20 protein-coding genes and 1 pseudogene are annotated in these 15,140 nt (G+C 38.6%); 6 read left to right on the forward strand and 15 right to left on the reverse strand.

Going from position 1 to position 15,140, the window contains the following annotated elements; translation table 11 throughout:
- Window positions 1–19: 19 nt before the first annotated feature.
- Both VP472_RS09680 and VP472_RS09685 read right to left on the reverse strand, forming a co-directional pair.
- Window positions 20–904 carry a hypothetical protein gene (locus VP472_RS09680; protein WP_146276990.1) on the reverse strand — a complete coding sequence of 295 codons (885 nt, stop codon included), beginning with the start codon at window positions 902–904 and terminating at the stop codon, window positions 20–22.
- Between the two features lie 127 nt (window positions 905–1,031).
- Window positions 1,032–1,190: a hypothetical protein gene (locus VP472_RS09685; RefSeq protein ID WP_153986668.1), complete on the reverse strand. Its 159-nt coding sequence runs from the start codon at window positions 1,188–1,190 to the stop codon at window positions 1,032–1,034.
- A 147-nt stretch (window positions 1,191–1,337) separates the two neighbouring features.
- On the opposite strand from VP472_RS09685, the gene VP472_RS09690 reads away from it, so the two are divergent.
- Complete coding sequence (locus VP472_RS09690) at window positions 1,338–1,511, forward strand: phage holin (protein ID WP_107994353.1); 174 nt, start codon at window positions 1,338–1,340, stop codon at window positions 1,509–1,511.
- 338 nt (window positions 1,512–1,849) lie between these two features.
- Window positions 1,850–2,086 (forward strand): hypothetical protein, encoded by a 237-nt coding sequence (locus VP472_RS09695; RefSeq protein ID WP_058906104.1) that lies wholly within the window; start codon window positions 1,850–1,852, stop codon window positions 2,084–2,086.
- Window positions 2,087–2,117: 31 nt separating this feature from the next.
- Here VP472_RS09695 and VP472_RS09700 read toward each other — a convergent pair whose 3' ends face one another.
- The 6 genes and pseudogenes from VP472_RS09700 to VP472_RS09725 all read right to left on the reverse strand — a co-directional run bounded on the left by VP472_RS09700 (window position 2,118) and on the right by VP472_RS09725 (window position 7,380).
- Window positions 2,118–2,942 (reverse strand): MbnB/TglH/ChrH family RiPP precursor modification enzyme, encoded by an 825-nt coding sequence (locus tag VP472_RS09700; protein ID WP_058906105.1) that lies wholly within the window; start codon window positions 2,940–2,942, stop codon window positions 2,118–2,120.
- 3 nt (window positions 2,943–2,945) lie between these two features.
- On the reverse strand, window positions 2,946–4,142 hold the full coding sequence (locus VP472_RS09705) for an MFS transporter (protein WP_225979756.1): 1,197 nt from the start codon (window positions 4,140–4,142) through the stop codon (window positions 2,946–2,948).
- Complete coding sequence (locus tag VP472_RS09710; RefSeq protein ID WP_225979757.1) at window positions 4,129–4,797, reverse strand: hypothetical protein; 669 nt, start codon at window positions 4,795–4,797, stop codon at window positions 4,129–4,131. The genes VP472_RS09705 and VP472_RS09710 overlap by 14 nt, the downstream gene beginning before the upstream one ends.
- 284 nt (window positions 4,798–5,081) lie before the next feature.
- Window positions 5,082–5,245, reverse strand: a pseudogene (locus VP472_RS09715) (DNA polymerase); the annotation flags it as partial.
- 567 nt (window positions 5,246–5,812) lie between these two features.
- A complete protein-coding gene (locus VP472_RS09720) occupies window positions 5,813–6,088 on the reverse strand; it encodes a hypothetical protein (protein ID WP_225979758.1) in 276 nt (91 codons plus the stop codon).
- Between the two features lie 545 nt (window positions 6,089–6,633).
- Window positions 6,634–7,380: an SDR family NAD(P)-dependent oxidoreductase gene (locus VP472_RS09725; protein WP_058906109.1), complete on the reverse strand. Its 747-nt coding sequence runs from the start codon at window positions 7,378–7,380 to the stop codon at window positions 6,634–6,636.
- A 168-nt stretch (window positions 7,381–7,548) separates the two neighbouring features.
- On the opposite strand from VP472_RS09725, the gene VP472_RS09730 reads away from it, so the two are divergent.
- The gene (locus tag VP472_RS09730) at window positions 7,549–7,905 is read left to right on the forward strand and encodes a winged helix-turn-helix transcriptional regulator (RefSeq protein WP_079005157.1); all 357 of its coding nucleotides are present in this window, start codon (window positions 7,549–7,551) and stop codon (window positions 7,903–7,905) included.
- A gap of 598 nt (window positions 7,906–8,503) precedes the next feature.
- On the opposite strand, the gene csaA is transcribed toward VP472_RS09730, so the two are convergent.
- From csaA to VP472_RS09750, 4 genes are all read right to left on the reverse strand, one after another.
- Window positions 8,504–8,836 (reverse strand): chaperone CsaA, encoded by a 333-nt coding sequence (gene csaA / locus VP472_RS09735; RefSeq protein WP_003153809.1) that lies wholly within the window; start codon window positions 8,834–8,836, stop codon window positions 8,504–8,506.
- 68 nt (window positions 8,837–8,904) lie between these two features.
- Complete coding sequence (locus VP472_RS09740; RefSeq protein ID WP_003153808.1) at window positions 8,905–9,615, reverse strand: AraC family transcriptional regulator; 711 nt, start codon at window positions 9,613–9,615, stop codon at window positions 8,905–8,907.
- A gap of 56 nt (window positions 9,616–9,671) precedes the next feature.
- Window positions 9,672–10,232 carry a TetR/AcrR family transcriptional regulator gene (locus VP472_RS09745; RefSeq protein WP_146276996.1) on the reverse strand — a complete coding sequence of 187 codons (561 nt, stop codon included), beginning with the start codon at window positions 10,230–10,232 and terminating at the stop codon, window positions 9,672–9,674.
- Window positions 10,232–10,951 (reverse strand): MBL fold metallo-hydrolase, encoded by a 720-nt coding sequence (locus VP472_RS09750; protein ID WP_146276998.1) that lies wholly within the window; start codon window positions 10,949–10,951, stop codon window positions 10,232–10,234. The genes VP472_RS09745 and VP472_RS09750 overlap by 1 nt, the downstream gene beginning before the upstream one ends.
- 224 nt (window positions 10,952–11,175) lie before the next feature.
- Here VP472_RS09750 and VP472_RS09755 point away from each other — a divergent pair, with 224 nt between their 5' ends.
- A complete protein-coding gene (locus tag VP472_RS09755) occupies window positions 11,176–11,697 on the forward strand; it encodes a CcdC protein domain-containing protein (protein ID WP_094246852.1) in 522 nt (173 codons plus the stop codon).
- A 29-nt stretch (window positions 11,698–11,726) separates the two neighbouring features.
- Here the strand turns inward: VP472_RS09755 and czrA are convergent, their stop codons facing one another.
- A complete protein-coding gene (gene czrA, locus VP472_RS09760; RefSeq protein ID WP_007407993.1) occupies window positions 11,727–12,059 on the reverse strand; it encodes a Zn(II)-responsive metalloregulatory transcriptional repressor CzrA in 333 nt (110 codons plus the stop codon).
- A 191-nt stretch (window positions 12,060–12,250) separates the two neighbouring features.
- Between czrA and VP472_RS09765 the strand changes: the two genes are divergently transcribed.
- Window positions 12,251–12,916, forward strand: a complete 666-nt coding sequence (locus VP472_RS09765; RefSeq protein WP_003153802.1) for a lysozyme family protein — start codon at window positions 12,251–12,253, stop codon at window positions 12,914–12,916.
- A gap of 64 nt (window positions 12,917–12,980) precedes the next feature.
- Here VP472_RS09765 and VP472_RS09770 read toward each other — a convergent pair whose 3' ends face one another.
- Window positions 12,981–13,517 carry a DUF420 domain-containing protein gene (locus VP472_RS09770; RefSeq protein WP_003153801.1) on the reverse strand — a complete coding sequence of 179 codons (537 nt, stop codon included), beginning with the start codon at window positions 13,515–13,517 and terminating at the stop codon, window positions 12,981–12,983.
- Window positions 13,518–13,661: 144 nt separating this feature from the next.
- Window positions 13,662–14,444 carry a VLRF1 family aeRF1-type release factor gene (locus VP472_RS09775; protein WP_146277000.1) on the reverse strand — a complete coding sequence of 261 codons (783 nt, stop codon included), beginning with the start codon at window positions 14,442–14,444 and terminating at the stop codon, window positions 13,662–13,664.
- A gap of 188 nt (window positions 14,445–14,632) precedes the next feature.
- Here VP472_RS09775 and VP472_RS09780 point away from each other — a divergent pair, with 188 nt between their 5' ends.
- On the forward strand, window positions 14,633–15,136 hold the full coding sequence (locus tag VP472_RS09780) for an N-acetyltransferase (protein ID WP_014305189.1): 504 nt from the start codon (window positions 14,633–14,635) through the stop codon (window positions 15,134–15,136).
- Window positions 15,137–15,140 lie beyond the last annotated feature (4 nt).

Genomic DNA, 15,140 nt, shown 5'->3' on the forward strand with positions numbered 1-15,140 from the left:
GTACATATTTTAAAGTAACTTAAATGATTTGTTTATCGATACAATACATATCGAATCCTTGTTTTATAATTCTTGCTTTTCCATTAGCTGCAGACCAACTTTCACTTATCTTTTCAATAAAAGAAAAAAGTTTGTGCTCTAATTTTCCGGGCGTAACCTTCATAACATTGCAAAAGATTTTCCTATAGCGTAAACTTTCTTGAAACTCATTCATAAATTCATTTAATTCCTTACTCCATGTATCCAACTTTTGATCATTCAGACTGTAGGAAGATCGCTTAAATGAGTAAGGCGGATCTATAGAATAGAGTGCTACTGGCATACCTTTGTAAAGGATTTCTGAATAGTATTGACTTTTTTTAACTTCCCAGCTAAGGTCATTCTCCTTAAAATACCTATTAATCTGTGATTCTAATTCTTTAAATCTTAAGTATGATTTATATAAGGAAGGATTCTTTCTTGCTCTAGTTACCTGAGCATAAATTGTTGGAGCTTCTGTTATCTTGGCCCAAATTGTACGGTGTGTTCCATCACCGTAAACAGCATAAAAGTCATCATCTTCATAATGAACCAATTTCACTGGTGAGTGTTGATAATAAGTGTGAAATTCTTCTAGACTTTGTTTTTTTAAGTATTCAAAAGCTTTTTCACATCGGCCAATGTCAATATTATCTGTACCGTTATAACACGCGTGATCAAACCAAGACACACCACTGGTTCCCCTGAATCCTAAACTCTTAATTTTTTTTAATGGGACATCCCGATATAGTTTTTCGCTGTTTCCGACTTCATCATAATACAATTCATATGGATACTCACTTATATTTTTGGTGTCCTTCATTTCCTTAATATGAAATTCACATACACCCTTTTCAAGAAGCAATTTTTCAAGTTTATTTTTCAAATTTCTCCCCCCAAGGACGCCTCAATATCATTGACAACTCATGCCTATAGGTGGATTTTACATTTTTTCTTTGCGATGATAAAGAATCGTTTTGAAAATCTAATTAAACTGCTGTTTTATCTTAATTTTAAGCCATTAATTTGCCATCACACCTTGAAATTATCGGGTTGTCTCCGGAAACTTTGGCATACGCAATCACATAATATTCAGCAGTGATATCTATCTTAGGGAGACAACCGCCTAAGATGGGGTACCCTTTTGATCTATTAATTTTGTATTTATCCATCTGTGATTCTCTCCTTCTGTTTAAAATTTTTAACTTTTAGCTTTCCAAACTTGCCAACCATTCGACTCAGCAAAGGAAGATTTTATTTTCTCCCAATCCCATTCAATACCTGCATAATTCTTTGCAGATTTCTGACCTATTTTATGATTGAGACACCAGAGCTTTGAATACGATATTTCTGTGTTTCGTGATGACCTCACTGAGAAATTTAATGCACTGCTGACATTTTTATTTTTAACTGCCATGGGAATTGTAGTGGATCCAACCACTACAGGTATCTCAGACAGCGATCAAGCAATGGAATACACAGAACCAAAATAACTTGGGGAGTTCACCTCCCCTTTTTTTCATTTTTAATTAAGAAAGGAATGATTGTTGGTCATGCAAATAGGATCTGGATATATCGGGAGTCCAATGCTTGAGAAGTCAGAATCTAACCATGAAGTGATCCCTTCCCCACCAGTAGCTTGGACGATTAAATATTCTTTCTATAAATTCAGCTTTTCGAATGATCAGGAATGTCATGTATCAATCAACGGTGGAATTCCTATCTATTTAAGAGCTGGGCAAGGTTTTCAAATGGACGCTCATGATTCACCTATCACAAGCTTCAAGATTTCTGAGTCAGGAATAACATATAACTTTTTGGGGGCGCATAAATGAGTTTCTTCAATCCAATGGTTAATGTCTCAATTGTCACTGGGAAGTCTGCTTATAATATTGCAGTAGACAATGGTTTGTCAGGAACTGTAGAGGAATGGTTAGCTTCATTAAAAGGTGAAAAAGGCAGTACTGGAGCTAAGGGGCTACTGGTGCTGCCGATAAAGATGGAAGCATATGAATTAGCCGTTCAACAAGGTTTCCCCGGAACATTAGATGAGTGCTCGTTTCGTTAAAAGCAATTTAACAGTTAAACGCTCCTACATCTCAAAGGAGAAGGGGAGCGTTTTTTTCAAATAATGACTTAATAATTTTTATATCATTTTGTACATCATGATAATTATTACAATTCAGGTCCCTTTCTAGGATAACGCCTTGCACTGGTGCTTTTTTAATTATATATTCAGCAAGTTTCCATACTTCAGAGTCAACAGGTTCAGAGTGTGAATCAACTAAAAATCCGTACATATTGCTAATAAATCCCGCAACATGCAAATAATTTATTTTATCTTTGGGGAGTCTGTCAAAAAAAGCATACGGATCATATTTATGATTGACGCTATTTATATATAGGTTTGATACATCTAATAGCATTCCTATTTCTGTTTCATTTAAAACCTTGCACCAAAAATCCAACTCTGTGTAATCATTGTTATGCCAATTGAAGGTGTATGTTATATTCTCCAAATATAAATTATTCAAACTATTTTCTTTTAATTGTTTGTGTTTATTTTTTAAGAATTCTAAAGTTTCATCCTTATACATAGCCGGAAAAAAATCAAGTAACTCAATATCCTTTACACTACTTAATGCTAAATGATCCGTATAACTATCTGTCTTTAATTCTGTCAACAAATTAGAAATCTGCTTTTCCTTCTTTTTAGGTAGCCTTTCATAAGTACCTATGGAAAGAGATAGTCCATGTGGAATTAATGGAAATTGTTTAGCAAGAACCTTAAGTTCTTCTGTATTCTTTTCAGTGAAGTATCTTTCTGATATTATCTCTAAGAAATCAACATCTTTTTTTATTATATCCAATTCGTCAAAAAATGTTTGGCGAAAACTCAAGCCGACACCTTTACAAATAAGCAAGCATTATCCCCTCACTTCCATACTGCTCTCCACTTTATGAAGAGTAAAGAAGAATAAACATATTCTAAATACACTAGTTCCAATGACAAAGAACATAAAAGAAATCGCACCAAATTCTTCAACAATAATCCATGAAATTGATAAAGCTAATACAGTGCCTAGATCTGACGAAGAGGTTATAACAGATGTTATTTTACCTTTCATATCTTTTGGAGCGTGAATAAAAACCTTTGATCTTAGTAGGTTGTTTATAATAGGTGTACCAAGTGTGAATAAAGAAAATCCGATTAAATAAACTAAGGGAACATTCGCTATTGTCATTAGCATTAACCCACCTATAATAAGACTAAAACTAATTACGAACAAATAGACGTATTTCAATTTAAACAGTTTTAATCTTGATAAAGCTATATTAGCTATAACAGCCCCTACGCCCCCAATAAACCAAAACGATGAAATAGTAATAGAAGATGCGTCTAAATTCTTTTGAAGAATATATATTGATAAACTTGTTAAAACCGGAAAGGTTAATCCATTCAATATTTCGATTATATTTAATCTTTTCAACAATTGATTCCTGTATACTTCTTTAAAAGAGTTAAAAATGTTATCTTTTTTCCTTGCTACACTGACATAACCTTTGTTTTTTATACTGGAAATTAAAGATAAGGCGAAAATTATAGTAACCAAATTGATTAATAAAGAATATGTATTAAGATAATTATAAATAAGAGGACCTAGAGAAAATCCTGCAGTCTTGCTAACCAAAAACCAAGAATTTCTTCCACTGATTTCTGAAGCTAATGTCTCTTTGGAGCAAAGTGAATTAAACCATAGGTTTTGATTCATATTTGAAATCGTACTTAAACCTTGTGATATCAACATCACCGGAAATATAATCCAGGTGAATTTAAGGAATAATCCCGAAAATAAAAATAAATAGCAAATCCAATTTATAGATAGACACCTTATCATTATTTTTTTGCTCGAGGATACGTCAGCCAAGTAACCTCCTAAAAAGGTTGCAATTATACGAGCTATAGCTGTAGTGAAGAATAATGACGAGGTATATAAAAAAGAACCAGTAATCGAATATGCATATAGTGGCAAACCAGTCCATACAATAGAAGCACCTAAGCTATCAATAGCACCCGCTATCACAATTCTATTTTTAATATTGTTGGATTTAATCACTGGCATGCTCTCGCTTCCATATATCTAATAAACTTAAGTTTTTGAAACTTTTTATTGCAGAATTTAACTGTTCTTTTTCATCAGTGTTTAAATGTTTATGTATTAATTCCCATGATTTTTCGACACATTGAACTGCTGTGTATATTTTTATCCACTTAGACACGAAATGTTGAATTTTGAATACCCTAACATTCCTTTTTTCTTTCAAATATAAATAATCACGTTTTTCAGATTTTTTATCACGTCGATCTTTTATCTCAGTAATCGGGTAGTTAAATTGATCTAAGACACCATTTTCATTTCCAGCGGCCACTTTATATATATTAAATTCATGTCTAGCTAGTTGAAAAATAAAGCTTCCATCTCCATGTTTCTCCGAAAGAAATTTCAAGAAACTTCTTATGTCTTTTTCAAGCCTTTGTCCCCTGTATATATTTTTTTCGCAGAAATCATTCACCAGCAAATCCCAATTTTCTATTTCTTTTTTTGTTTGCGGAAAGACGTGGTTAAATCTAATTGTTCGCTTACTGTAATGTAACTTTCTAAAATAATCAAAATTCACCCAGTCAAATTCATTATGCTCTTTATACTTCTGGAAATATGTTTTATCTATTGCACATCTGAACATTTCATATTGTTTATTTAAAAGAGACAATCTCATCACCCCTTTTTAAATGAAGGGGTAACTCTTAAGTTTGTTACCCCTTCATATTTCCTAATTCATTTCCCAATCATAGCAAGTTTCTTCCAATTCAACTTGAGAAACATTTTGAATTTCCTCCATTATTACCCCTCCTTCATTAATATATTAAATAATCAGATTATTCAATAATATAATAGTCTAATATCCGATATTTGTAAAGTCATTTTGTGGAATTTTTTTGTTACAGCTCATTTTTCCTTAAAAGATATTTTAGTATACTATCAATTCAAGTAATTAAGACATCAACTTTTATGCCCACCTGTCAATCCTACTCTATGTAATGCTGTGCCTCCAGGTGTATAAGAAACAGCTCGTAAGATCGCTTTTTGATCCGTATTTATTTCTTGGCCCATCCATAAACGAATCCAAGTTTTCTTCTCTTCTCATTGTCCTTTTCAATCAGACTTCCTTCGTCAGCACTTAATGGCAGCTTTCGCCTTTCAGATGCATGTGTAAATAGGGAAACACAGAAGGCATCCTATCCTCGTTTATTTGCATCGGCCTAGTCACTACCCTGTCAAGTTTTACGTGTGTTAGCGCATTCCACGGCAGCCTGATCCTTCAAAAAAGGCATCACTAAAGACAACACCTTAATTCAGGAGTGTAGACTGACTGTATTCAGTTTTAAGGGGCTCGCAAAACGCTAACCCCTTGATAATAATCCGATCTAACACTTCAGGGTGAAGTGTGCAGTGATACGACACATGCAGAGGAGGTATGACCCGCCAAAGTTGCCCTTCTCTGCACCTTTAAATGAGTTTTTCTTATAAAACATCCCCCCCTTTAATATTGATTATTTGCTAACGTTTAAATACAATGGAATGACATAGTACTTGCTATAGATTAGGAGCGTGCTGGTGACACTCTTCCTAATCACCCAAACCACGCTATGCACAATATGCTTAAAGCTGGTACAACTACGATCAATCCCCCAAATACAACCTGACAGAACTGCTCGTTATGTAAATCTGTCTTATTCATCGTCTTCTACTTCTACTACAGTTGCTTCTTCACCTATGTAAAACACATTGTTTGTGACAGTTGGAATAACTATTTTACCTCCCCCATATCCAATGATATGAGGGAAATTAACACCCATTTCTCCTGTTTCTACTAACTCTTCAATAGCACCTTTTTGATCCTTCGCAACAAGTTCAACACAAACCGGTATTGTCATAGCTGTGAAGATTTTGAAACGCTTTTTAGGCTTTCCATCGTTGTATGTAAAGGGAATCCACCTTGTGACCACCCTAATAGACCCGATAAAGAGTATTACCTTGGTACAAGCACAGGTGATTATGTATGCAGCATTTTTGCTTATTCAGGACATAAGGATTCCTTTAAATATTTTCAAAAGTATTAGAATACAAGGACAGGGATATTGTTTTTTATTAAAAGTCAAGAAAATGTTTAATATTATTAATAATTAAGTAACCAAATAAAAAGTCACACATTTTATAAACAAAAAGAGAGAATAGATGAACAGGGTGAAAATGCCTGTATTCAACTATCCTTTTTTTGTACAACAAATGACCTCATTTACTACAACAACGCTGTTGTTTGTTCTTCAACTAACGCCCCTTACTTTAAGTACATTTATTCACAAAGTAATCTTTTTTACAGGTCATTTAGTGGCAGCCCCAGGAAAATGCGAATTTACAACGTTAATCAAATTCAAACATAAAAAAGTCGAATTCCCTGTCCTTTAAGGAAAACGACTTTTTTATACGGCTTCTTCAAGTAAATCCCCATTAACCTTTTTTGGGGAAGATTTGTAACCTCTGCGCAGTGAAATTATACCTGTGCTAGCCCGCCATCTACGAACAATTCAATACCCGTCAAGTAACTGCTTTCGTCTGAAGCAAGGAAAGATACAGCGTTAGCTACTTCTTCAGGTGTCCCAACTTTTCCAGCTGGAACAGTATTTCTGGTATATTCCATTGCTCCTTCAAGTGCATCACCAAAAAGCTCATCGTATGCAGGTGTAAGAATCACTCCTGGACTAACCACATTTACACGGATTTCAGTACCTTTTAGGTCAAGAATCCAGTTGCGAACCAGTGCTCTTAATGCTGCTTTAGATGCTCCATATACACTAAACGCTGGGTTGCCAATTGATCCAGCAGTAGAGCCCGTTACAATAATAGAACCTACTTTGTCCGGGAATAGTGATAGCGCTTTTTGAACAGTAAAAATGGTTCCTTTCACGTTAATGCCGAACGTTCTATCAACCTGCTCTTCAGTAATTTCACCTAATGGAAGGAAGCTGCCGATGCCTGCATTAGCAAAAAGGATGTCCAACTTACCTTTTTCCTGCTTTATCATGTCATATAGTTTGTCTAAGTCTTCAAGCTTAGAAATATCACCTTGAACACCGGTTACGTTCTTGCCAATTTGGTTAACAGCTTTATCAAGTTCGTTTTGTCTACGTCCCGTGATATAAACATATGCACCTTCGTTTACAAATTTTTGTGCTGCAGCAAGACCAATCCCACTTGTTCCACCCGTTACAAGCGCTACTTTACCTTCAAATTCACCCATACTTAACACTCCTTTAGAATTAATATTATTTTATGTCTAGTACCTTTAAGTACTTGAAGAACAACTTACAAGTAATAGTATCCTTCAGTAAGCACATTATCGGAAGTACCCACTTTTTTGTGATATAGTAACTAAAAAGTAATAAATGTGGAATGGAGAGCTTGAGACATGAAAAAATTCAGCTGTGGGTTTGAAGTGACAAAGGAAGTGATTGGCGGAAAATGGAAAGGCCTTGTATTATACTTTTTAATGAATGGACCAAAGAGAACGAGTGAATTAAAGCGCATTATCCCAAATATAACTCAGAAAATGCTGATTCAAACACTTAGAGAGCTTGAAGCCAGTGGACTTGTGAGCAGAAAGATGTATAACCAAGTACCGCCGAAGGTTGAATATTCATCCACTGAACTTGGAGAATCTCTTAAACCTATCTTGCAGGAGCTCTGTCAATGGGGAGACCATTATGCGGAGCAAAAGTATGCAGAAGGTGAATATGAAATTGTACAGCCAGAACAACTAAGTTAGGATTGATGCAGCTGCTGAAGTAAATGCTAAACAACTTCAATACCATCACCTGACAGATGAAGAACAGTCAGAAATAAATGAGATATTCAATTTTGAAAGTGAAGTTATAATAAGAAGTGTCATGGACTATATTCAGGAGAACTTTGATGAAATTCAAAAAAGAGCTGTTTCAAATGTTAAAGAGAAGGTTCAGAAACTTAGCCAAAAGATAAATGAAGACATCAGTAATAACATTTAATGCCTATATGGTCTCTTCGCATGCATCTTTTACACAAAAAGACCCGGATTTTAATTCCAGGTCACACTTCGGTCACAACTTGCTCAAATTCCCTCTTGCATTTGTCGAACTGCTTTATTCAAGATCATAAAATTTCAAACGAAACCTTACACGAAGGAATCGGGGATCGGCAAAACAAAGCCAGATATAACATATATTAAAAAATCTCTTGCATTTCCACACCCGCCATGCTATATTCTTATAGCGATGAGCTGAATTGTGTAAGCCGATGCACATGCCCTTGCGGCACACACGAATGTGGCGTGTGGTGTATCGCCTCAATACGCAAAAGACGTTTGCTTCTGCAAACGTCTTTTTTTATTATCCGATTTTCGTTCCGTTCGGTACTGACTGCTCTGGCGTAAGCAGGACAACATCTCCTTTTTCCGGGATGCCGCCGAGAACGAGAACTTCTGACTTAAATCCGGCGATCCGCCGCGGCGGAAAGTTGACAATAGCGGTAACCTGCCTGCCCGTCAGATCACCCGGTTCGTACCGTTTTGTAATCTGGGCGCTTGATTGTTTCATGCCGATCTCTTCGCCGAAATCTATTGTCATCTTAATGGCCGGCACCTTTGCTTCCGGGAATACTTCCGCTTTTACGACCGTTCCTATTCTGAGATCGAGCTTGATAAAATCTTCGATGACTGCCATATCAAAAACTCCTTTTTTACAATCATGATACCAAAAAAAGACGCAGTTTATTTAACTGATTTTCAGGATTATTTATCAGATTGAAAGGTGTTTCGGAAGACGCGCGGCGTTATTCCCTTATGTCTGACAAACCATCTGGTAAAGGAAGACAAATTTTGAAAGCCGACCTCCTGACTGATGTCTGTCAGCCGGCATTTTGTTTCAATAAGCATTTGTTCCGCTTTCTTCATACGGAGCTCAGCAATATAAGCTTGCGGGCTTTTCCCCGTCTGCTTTTTAAACCAGTCGGAATAATACGCCGGGTGGTAATGTTCCATTGCGGCAAGCTCTTTAATTGAAAAAGTCTTTGAGAGATTTCGGCGGATATACGCAATTGAATCATTCGTACGGTTTTCTTGTATCTTTTCAGCAATATATTCTGCAAGCAGACTCAATGAATGAGCCGACTGCTGCTTAGTCTCTTCTGTCAGCAGAAACCGAATCGATGTCCAAAAAGAATCAAGCTTATTCAGAACGCCGGGATCAAATGAACCTTTGAAAAAATATGCCGGTATGTCGAGAACGAGACATTCGTTTCGCTCCAAAGAACGGAACCGATGTTCATGCCCGGGCGGAATATACAGCATTTGATCAGGTTTTAATCTGATTTCACGTCTTTCTGTCTCCAAGTCCAGCTGTCCTTCGAGCGGAAAGAGCATTTGGCAGTATGTGTGTGCATGAGAATCAAAAATATGTGAATAGGTGCGCCGCTCACAAATGATATGTTGTAATGAATCCATTTGTCCCTCCTTTTACTGATGCGTTTTTTTATTTAGTTTACATAATAATATTATTGTTACCTACCCTGTAAACCTCTTAGGAAAGCAACAACTGCAAACTTCCGGCTTTCCTTAATTGATTCGGTTAATTCAAATGCACTCTGTTTTCTCAACACGGCAAATCCGTGAAGAAGGCTCCTCAGTCCTCTCGCAGCATGAATCGCAGTGTCAGACTGTGCATAACCGTTAGCTGTCAGCTGCTTGACAACAAGCTCTACAAGCAGGCTTGACAGATTCTCAATCCGGCCGTCTTTTATCTTTTGAAATGTTGCGTCATATAATCCGGGATTGGCTTCGGCGAAATTGATATAGGCATCGGCAAGAGCGAGCAGAGCAGTTTCACCCGTCAGTCCTTCTAAAGAGGCCGCCATTTTTTCATATAACATAGTTAAACCGGAGACAGCCAGCTCTGTTTTAATTCCTTGAAGGCCATTGACAAAATTGTAAAGGGAAGGCGGTTTTACGTTTAAGGACTTTGCAACAGCCGCAAGCGTCACTTCGTTCAGCCCTTTTTCGTCAGCGATGCCTGCTGCGGCTCTCAATATCATGTCAAGGCTCATTCCGACTCTCGGTGACATTATGATCGGCCTCCCGGCAGGCTTCGTTCGGCTTCCTCAGCAGCCTCAGCCATCATTTCAACGGGATTGCAGAGAACATTTCCATGTCCGGCGGCCAGACTGCTTGGTTGATGAGCGATAAGCGTTCTTGCTGTTTTTACAGCTTCTTCTTTATTCCACGTAGCAAAAGCCGGAAACGGAAATTTCCATTTCAGCTTCCCTGAAACAGCAAGGCCGCCCCGTACTTGAAAGGCATCTCCGACGATCAGCATATCATTTCTCATATCTTTAAAAGCGAGGCTTCCCGGCGTATGACCGGGAGCGGGAATAACAAGTAAAGATCCGATCCGCTCGCCGCCTTTCAGCAGGCGATCAGGTTCGGTCTGAACATTTTTCGGCACTCCCCCCTTTATCGGCGTTTGTGCTTCATGCTCAAATAATGAAGTGTCACCTTTCAGCAAGAAAGAATCCCGCTCAGAAATACAGACGGAAGCATCCGGAAAATCCGCAGCTAATGAGTCAAGCGAACCGATGTGATCCCCGTGCGCGTGGGTGAGTAATATGTCATTCAGCGGCTTCCCAACCTGCCGCAATGCTTGTTTGATTCCTTTATGACTGTTAGGCAGTCCGGCGTCAATCAGGGTTACTCCTTCTTCTTCTTCAACCAAATAACAATTCACCGGGAAAAGCGCTGGAAAAAAAGTCAGCTGCCAAACCCTTCCGTATTGTAAGATTCTCATCAACATCCCCCTAAAACTAATATCATTAGTTTTATTATAACTAATACTGTTAGTTTTTCAAGAGTTTTCTGTTTAAATCCTGAGAAAGGCGCGGGCGATTCTCTTATGCCAAAAAAAGAAACGTGCATAATGTGATAAAAGATGCTTTCAGCCTGCGAATAAATCAGACTACTAAAACCAGCCGGATAAGCATACACTACTCAACGGAGGGGGAGTTCCACACCATGCATATCACACTTCAAAGCATCTGCCCTGTCTTAATGATTGCCTTTTTTCTGTATAAAAAGGTGAAACGGTCCGTCGGCTTTCAGCCTTTGAAACCCCGCTGGCTTTACACAAGAATGATTTTATTTTCATTGCTGGCCGCCGCTCTGGCGTTTTTCAGCATCACACACCCGGCTTTATACGGGTATCTTATATTCGGCACTTTTTGCGGCTGGCTTCTGGTCCTGTTTGCCAAACGGAACATTTCTTTTGAAGAACGCCGCGGAAAAATGTATTTTCGCACTCACCTGTGGATTGAACTTATTCTATTAACGTTATTCCTATCGAGATTTGTTTATCGCGTTATTGAAATATACCGGGTCACAGCGGACTTTACCCATCCGGAGGCATACAGCCAAACGGTCGGGGCCGATCCGCTGACCATCAGTATCTTTTATTTCATCGCAGTTTATTACAGCGGCTTCTCTTTTTATGTTTTAAAAACGAGCAGAGACCAAACCAATAACAGTCAGTACGGCTGACATCCCTGTCTAAAAAGCAGGGATGTTTTTTAATCGTGCCGCGTATGGTGAATCATTTGCTGAAGCACATCTAACACATGTTCATCCTCAGGTGAATAATAGATGGATGTTCCTTCTCTGCGTGATTTGACGAGGCGCAGATTTTTAAGAAAACGCAGCTGATGAGAAACGGTAGACTGCAGCAAATTCAGCTTTTCTGCGATATCATTTACCGCATGTTCACCCTGTGACAGCAAATGGAGAATTCTGATTCTGGTCGGATCAGACAGCGCCTTAAAAGTCTGGGCAACCAAAAATAAAGTTTCCTCATCTAAATCGACAGCGGGGTCATTCGTGTTTCCGGATTCGTGAAATTCAGTCATATACCTCACCCTTTTTTTCTCAAGTAGCCCAATTATACCAAATGTCAATTGATGCAGGTACATCCTGCGCCTGACAAAAGAACCGTTATTTTAAATTTATGTTTCAAATACGGGTTTCCGCTTGGTTTCGCGCATTCATCTGTGTCATAATGAAAAAGTCATAATGCTCCTGAAATTGAGGGTGAAACACAGTGGAGAAAAAGAAAAAAGGCTGTTTCGCTGCCGCGGGTCTTATGATGATATGTGTTTTTGTCATGGTTTCCTTCTTCCTCATTCTGTTATTTTCAAATAATGAATGGCTCAAAAGTCTTCCGTTTGATGTCAAACCGATCGTGCTTGAACGGCTGACAGATTACAAACCGCTTGTTGAAGACGAGCTGGATGAAAAAGGACTCACCAAATATACATCGCTTGTACTCGGCATGATATATCAGGAGTCAAAAGGAAGAGGAAATGATCCCATGCAGTCTTCAGAATCTCTGGGTTTAAAGCGAAATGAGATTAAAAACCCTCAAACCAGTATCAAACAGGGAATCAAACAATTCACTCTCATGTACCAAACAGGCAAGAAAAAAGGCGTAGACTTGGATACGATTATACAAAGCTACAACATGGGAGCCGGCTATATTGATTTTGTGGCTGAACATGGAGGATCGCATACTGAGGAACTGGCAAAACAATACTCCGAGCAGCAGGTCAAAAAGAATCCGAAACTTTACACTTGCGGAGGGAACAAAGACAATTTCCGTTATCCCTACTGCTATGGTGATTACACGTACGCAGAAAAAGTAAAAGCAAAAACAAAAACCGTTGAACAATCCTTAAATGTAACAACACTTGAAACGCTTGAAGAGTAAAAGGCGCCCTGCTGAGGCGCCTTTTTCCATCAATAGAAAAAAGCCGCGCAGAGCACGGCTTTTTTTAATAATACGGTGAGATCATTAAGTATACAATGACACCCGTCAGACTGACATACAGCCAGAGCGGCATCGTCCATCTCGCGATTTTTTTGTGGCGCTCCACTTGCATGCTGAATCCTCTGATCAGCGTAAACAGCGCAAGCGGCACGATAACGGCGGAAAGACAGATGTGCGTAATCAAAATAAAGAAATAAATCCCCCGAATGATGCCGTGGCCGCCGAATAAAGTATTCTCAGCTATCGAGTGGTACACGACATAGCAGATCAAAAACAGCAGAGTCGTCGTAAACGCCGCCAAAATAAAGCGTTTATGCGCTTGAATATTTTTTTGCTTAATCATAAAGAGCGCTGCCAGCAAAAAGATAAAAGTAAAGCTGTTAAAAATAGCATTTAACATCGGCAGAATATGAATATTGGCAATGCTGACCTGTCCCGATTTCGGCATAAAAAACAGCACCGCAATTAACCCGTTGATCAAAACGGTCAATGTCAGCACGATACCGGTATAACTTTTAGGTTTGTTTTCTGTCTGATTCATCTTATGACCTCTCTCAATTTTACTGACTATCCAAATGGTATGAGAATTCAGCTTTGATGTCAACGGTTTCGTCCGCTTCGTCAGAAATTAGACAAACTTAAGCCCTAAAAAGACCGGGTGTTTGAGACCCGGCCTTTCGTCATATTATGCTTCCTTCAACAGTTCTTCTATCACTTTATGTTCGTTTTCATTCAACAGATTTTTTGGAATGATCCGATCTATCGGTTTATTCATATGCTGATCGAGAATATCGGCTGTTTCTTTGTCCCCTGCGATTACGAGACGCTCCCATTGGTGTGAAGCGGCCTTTTGATCTAGGTTTGAAGCCAATCGTTTATACAGCCTGTTTTGGTTTTCTTCGACATGGGCTTTGGCGGCGTCTTCCTCCATCGATGCGGAGCTTCCGCTTACATCCTGCGGTTTCCACGATTCATTGATGACGTCGTATTGATAATGCTCCACCCCTTCAATTTTTCCGAGTACGGTTTCTATGATCTTCACTTCATTCTGCTGGGTGAGAATAAAAGCCGTGCTCGGAAATTGTTCACGGAGAAGTTCTAATTGATCAAGGACAGCCGTTTCTTCCCAATAAAATCGTGTTTCGACAGGCACCTGCAATTCAATCGTCTCCCAGATGCCGCCTTCTCCCGATGCAAAAAATACGAGACTTCGCGGCATCTCTTTACCAAGCCCATCGATATATTGATAGACACGTTCCATGATGCGGACGAGAGATTTTTCTTCTTCCGGATCACTTACAGACAGATACTCTTTTAATCTCCGAAAACCGGTTTTCAAGGCGATTTTCCACTCTCCCCCCTGCTGATCCGGATTTCTCACATCCGTATTTACATATAAGGAAAGCATTTTATCAGGAGATTCCGTCATTACGTACTTCAATTTGCCGATGAGTGAATCAATTGCCATTATAGATTCCTCCTTTTTCCGCTGCTCACTGTTCCTTTCCCTATCCGTACCGCCTTAAAAACGTCAATCCACATATAAACGGCAGACTTTTCTAAAAAAGTTTTTGCAAAACCCATTTACAAACCAAGACATCATTTACTACAATGGATACTTGTGTTTGACTAAGACTTTTACACTGTGAAAGGAGTATGATTTTGTTTACTGCAGAAGAAAGAGATCAGAAAGAGCTGGAAAAAGAGCTTCATAAACTTGAATTTCAGATTTTCAGAATGCGGGAAAATCTGATAGATGTATCAAAAGACGCGCGAGTGCTTGGTATTGATCAATCGAACAATGACGATTGGATCATTGTTTCCTCGATTGATGATGGCCAAACATGTAAGATTATGCTGACTGATTGTGAATCAGCCTACCGGGGAAGAGGCTGTTTTTCACTGATCGCTTCTTATTATGACAATGCCATTCATATCGGGGATATTAAAGGCCCACCGAACCACGGCTACGGCTCGATCTGCATGAAATTTTTAAAACATATCGCCAGAGAGCAGAATATCCCGAAAGTGACGGGCGACATCGCTAAGCGTGATTGGGATCATGTCGACCGGCTCGTTCATTTTTATGAAAAACATCAATTTGATGTCTGGATTGACAATGATACGCAATCAGGCGGCATTAAATGGGTCGACCTGTAAAAAA

It is taken from the genome of Bacillus sp. MT(2024) (genome assembly GCF_036362845.1).
Lineage (GTDB): Bacteria > Bacillota > Bacilli > Bacillales > Bacillaceae > Bacillus > Bacillus velezensis.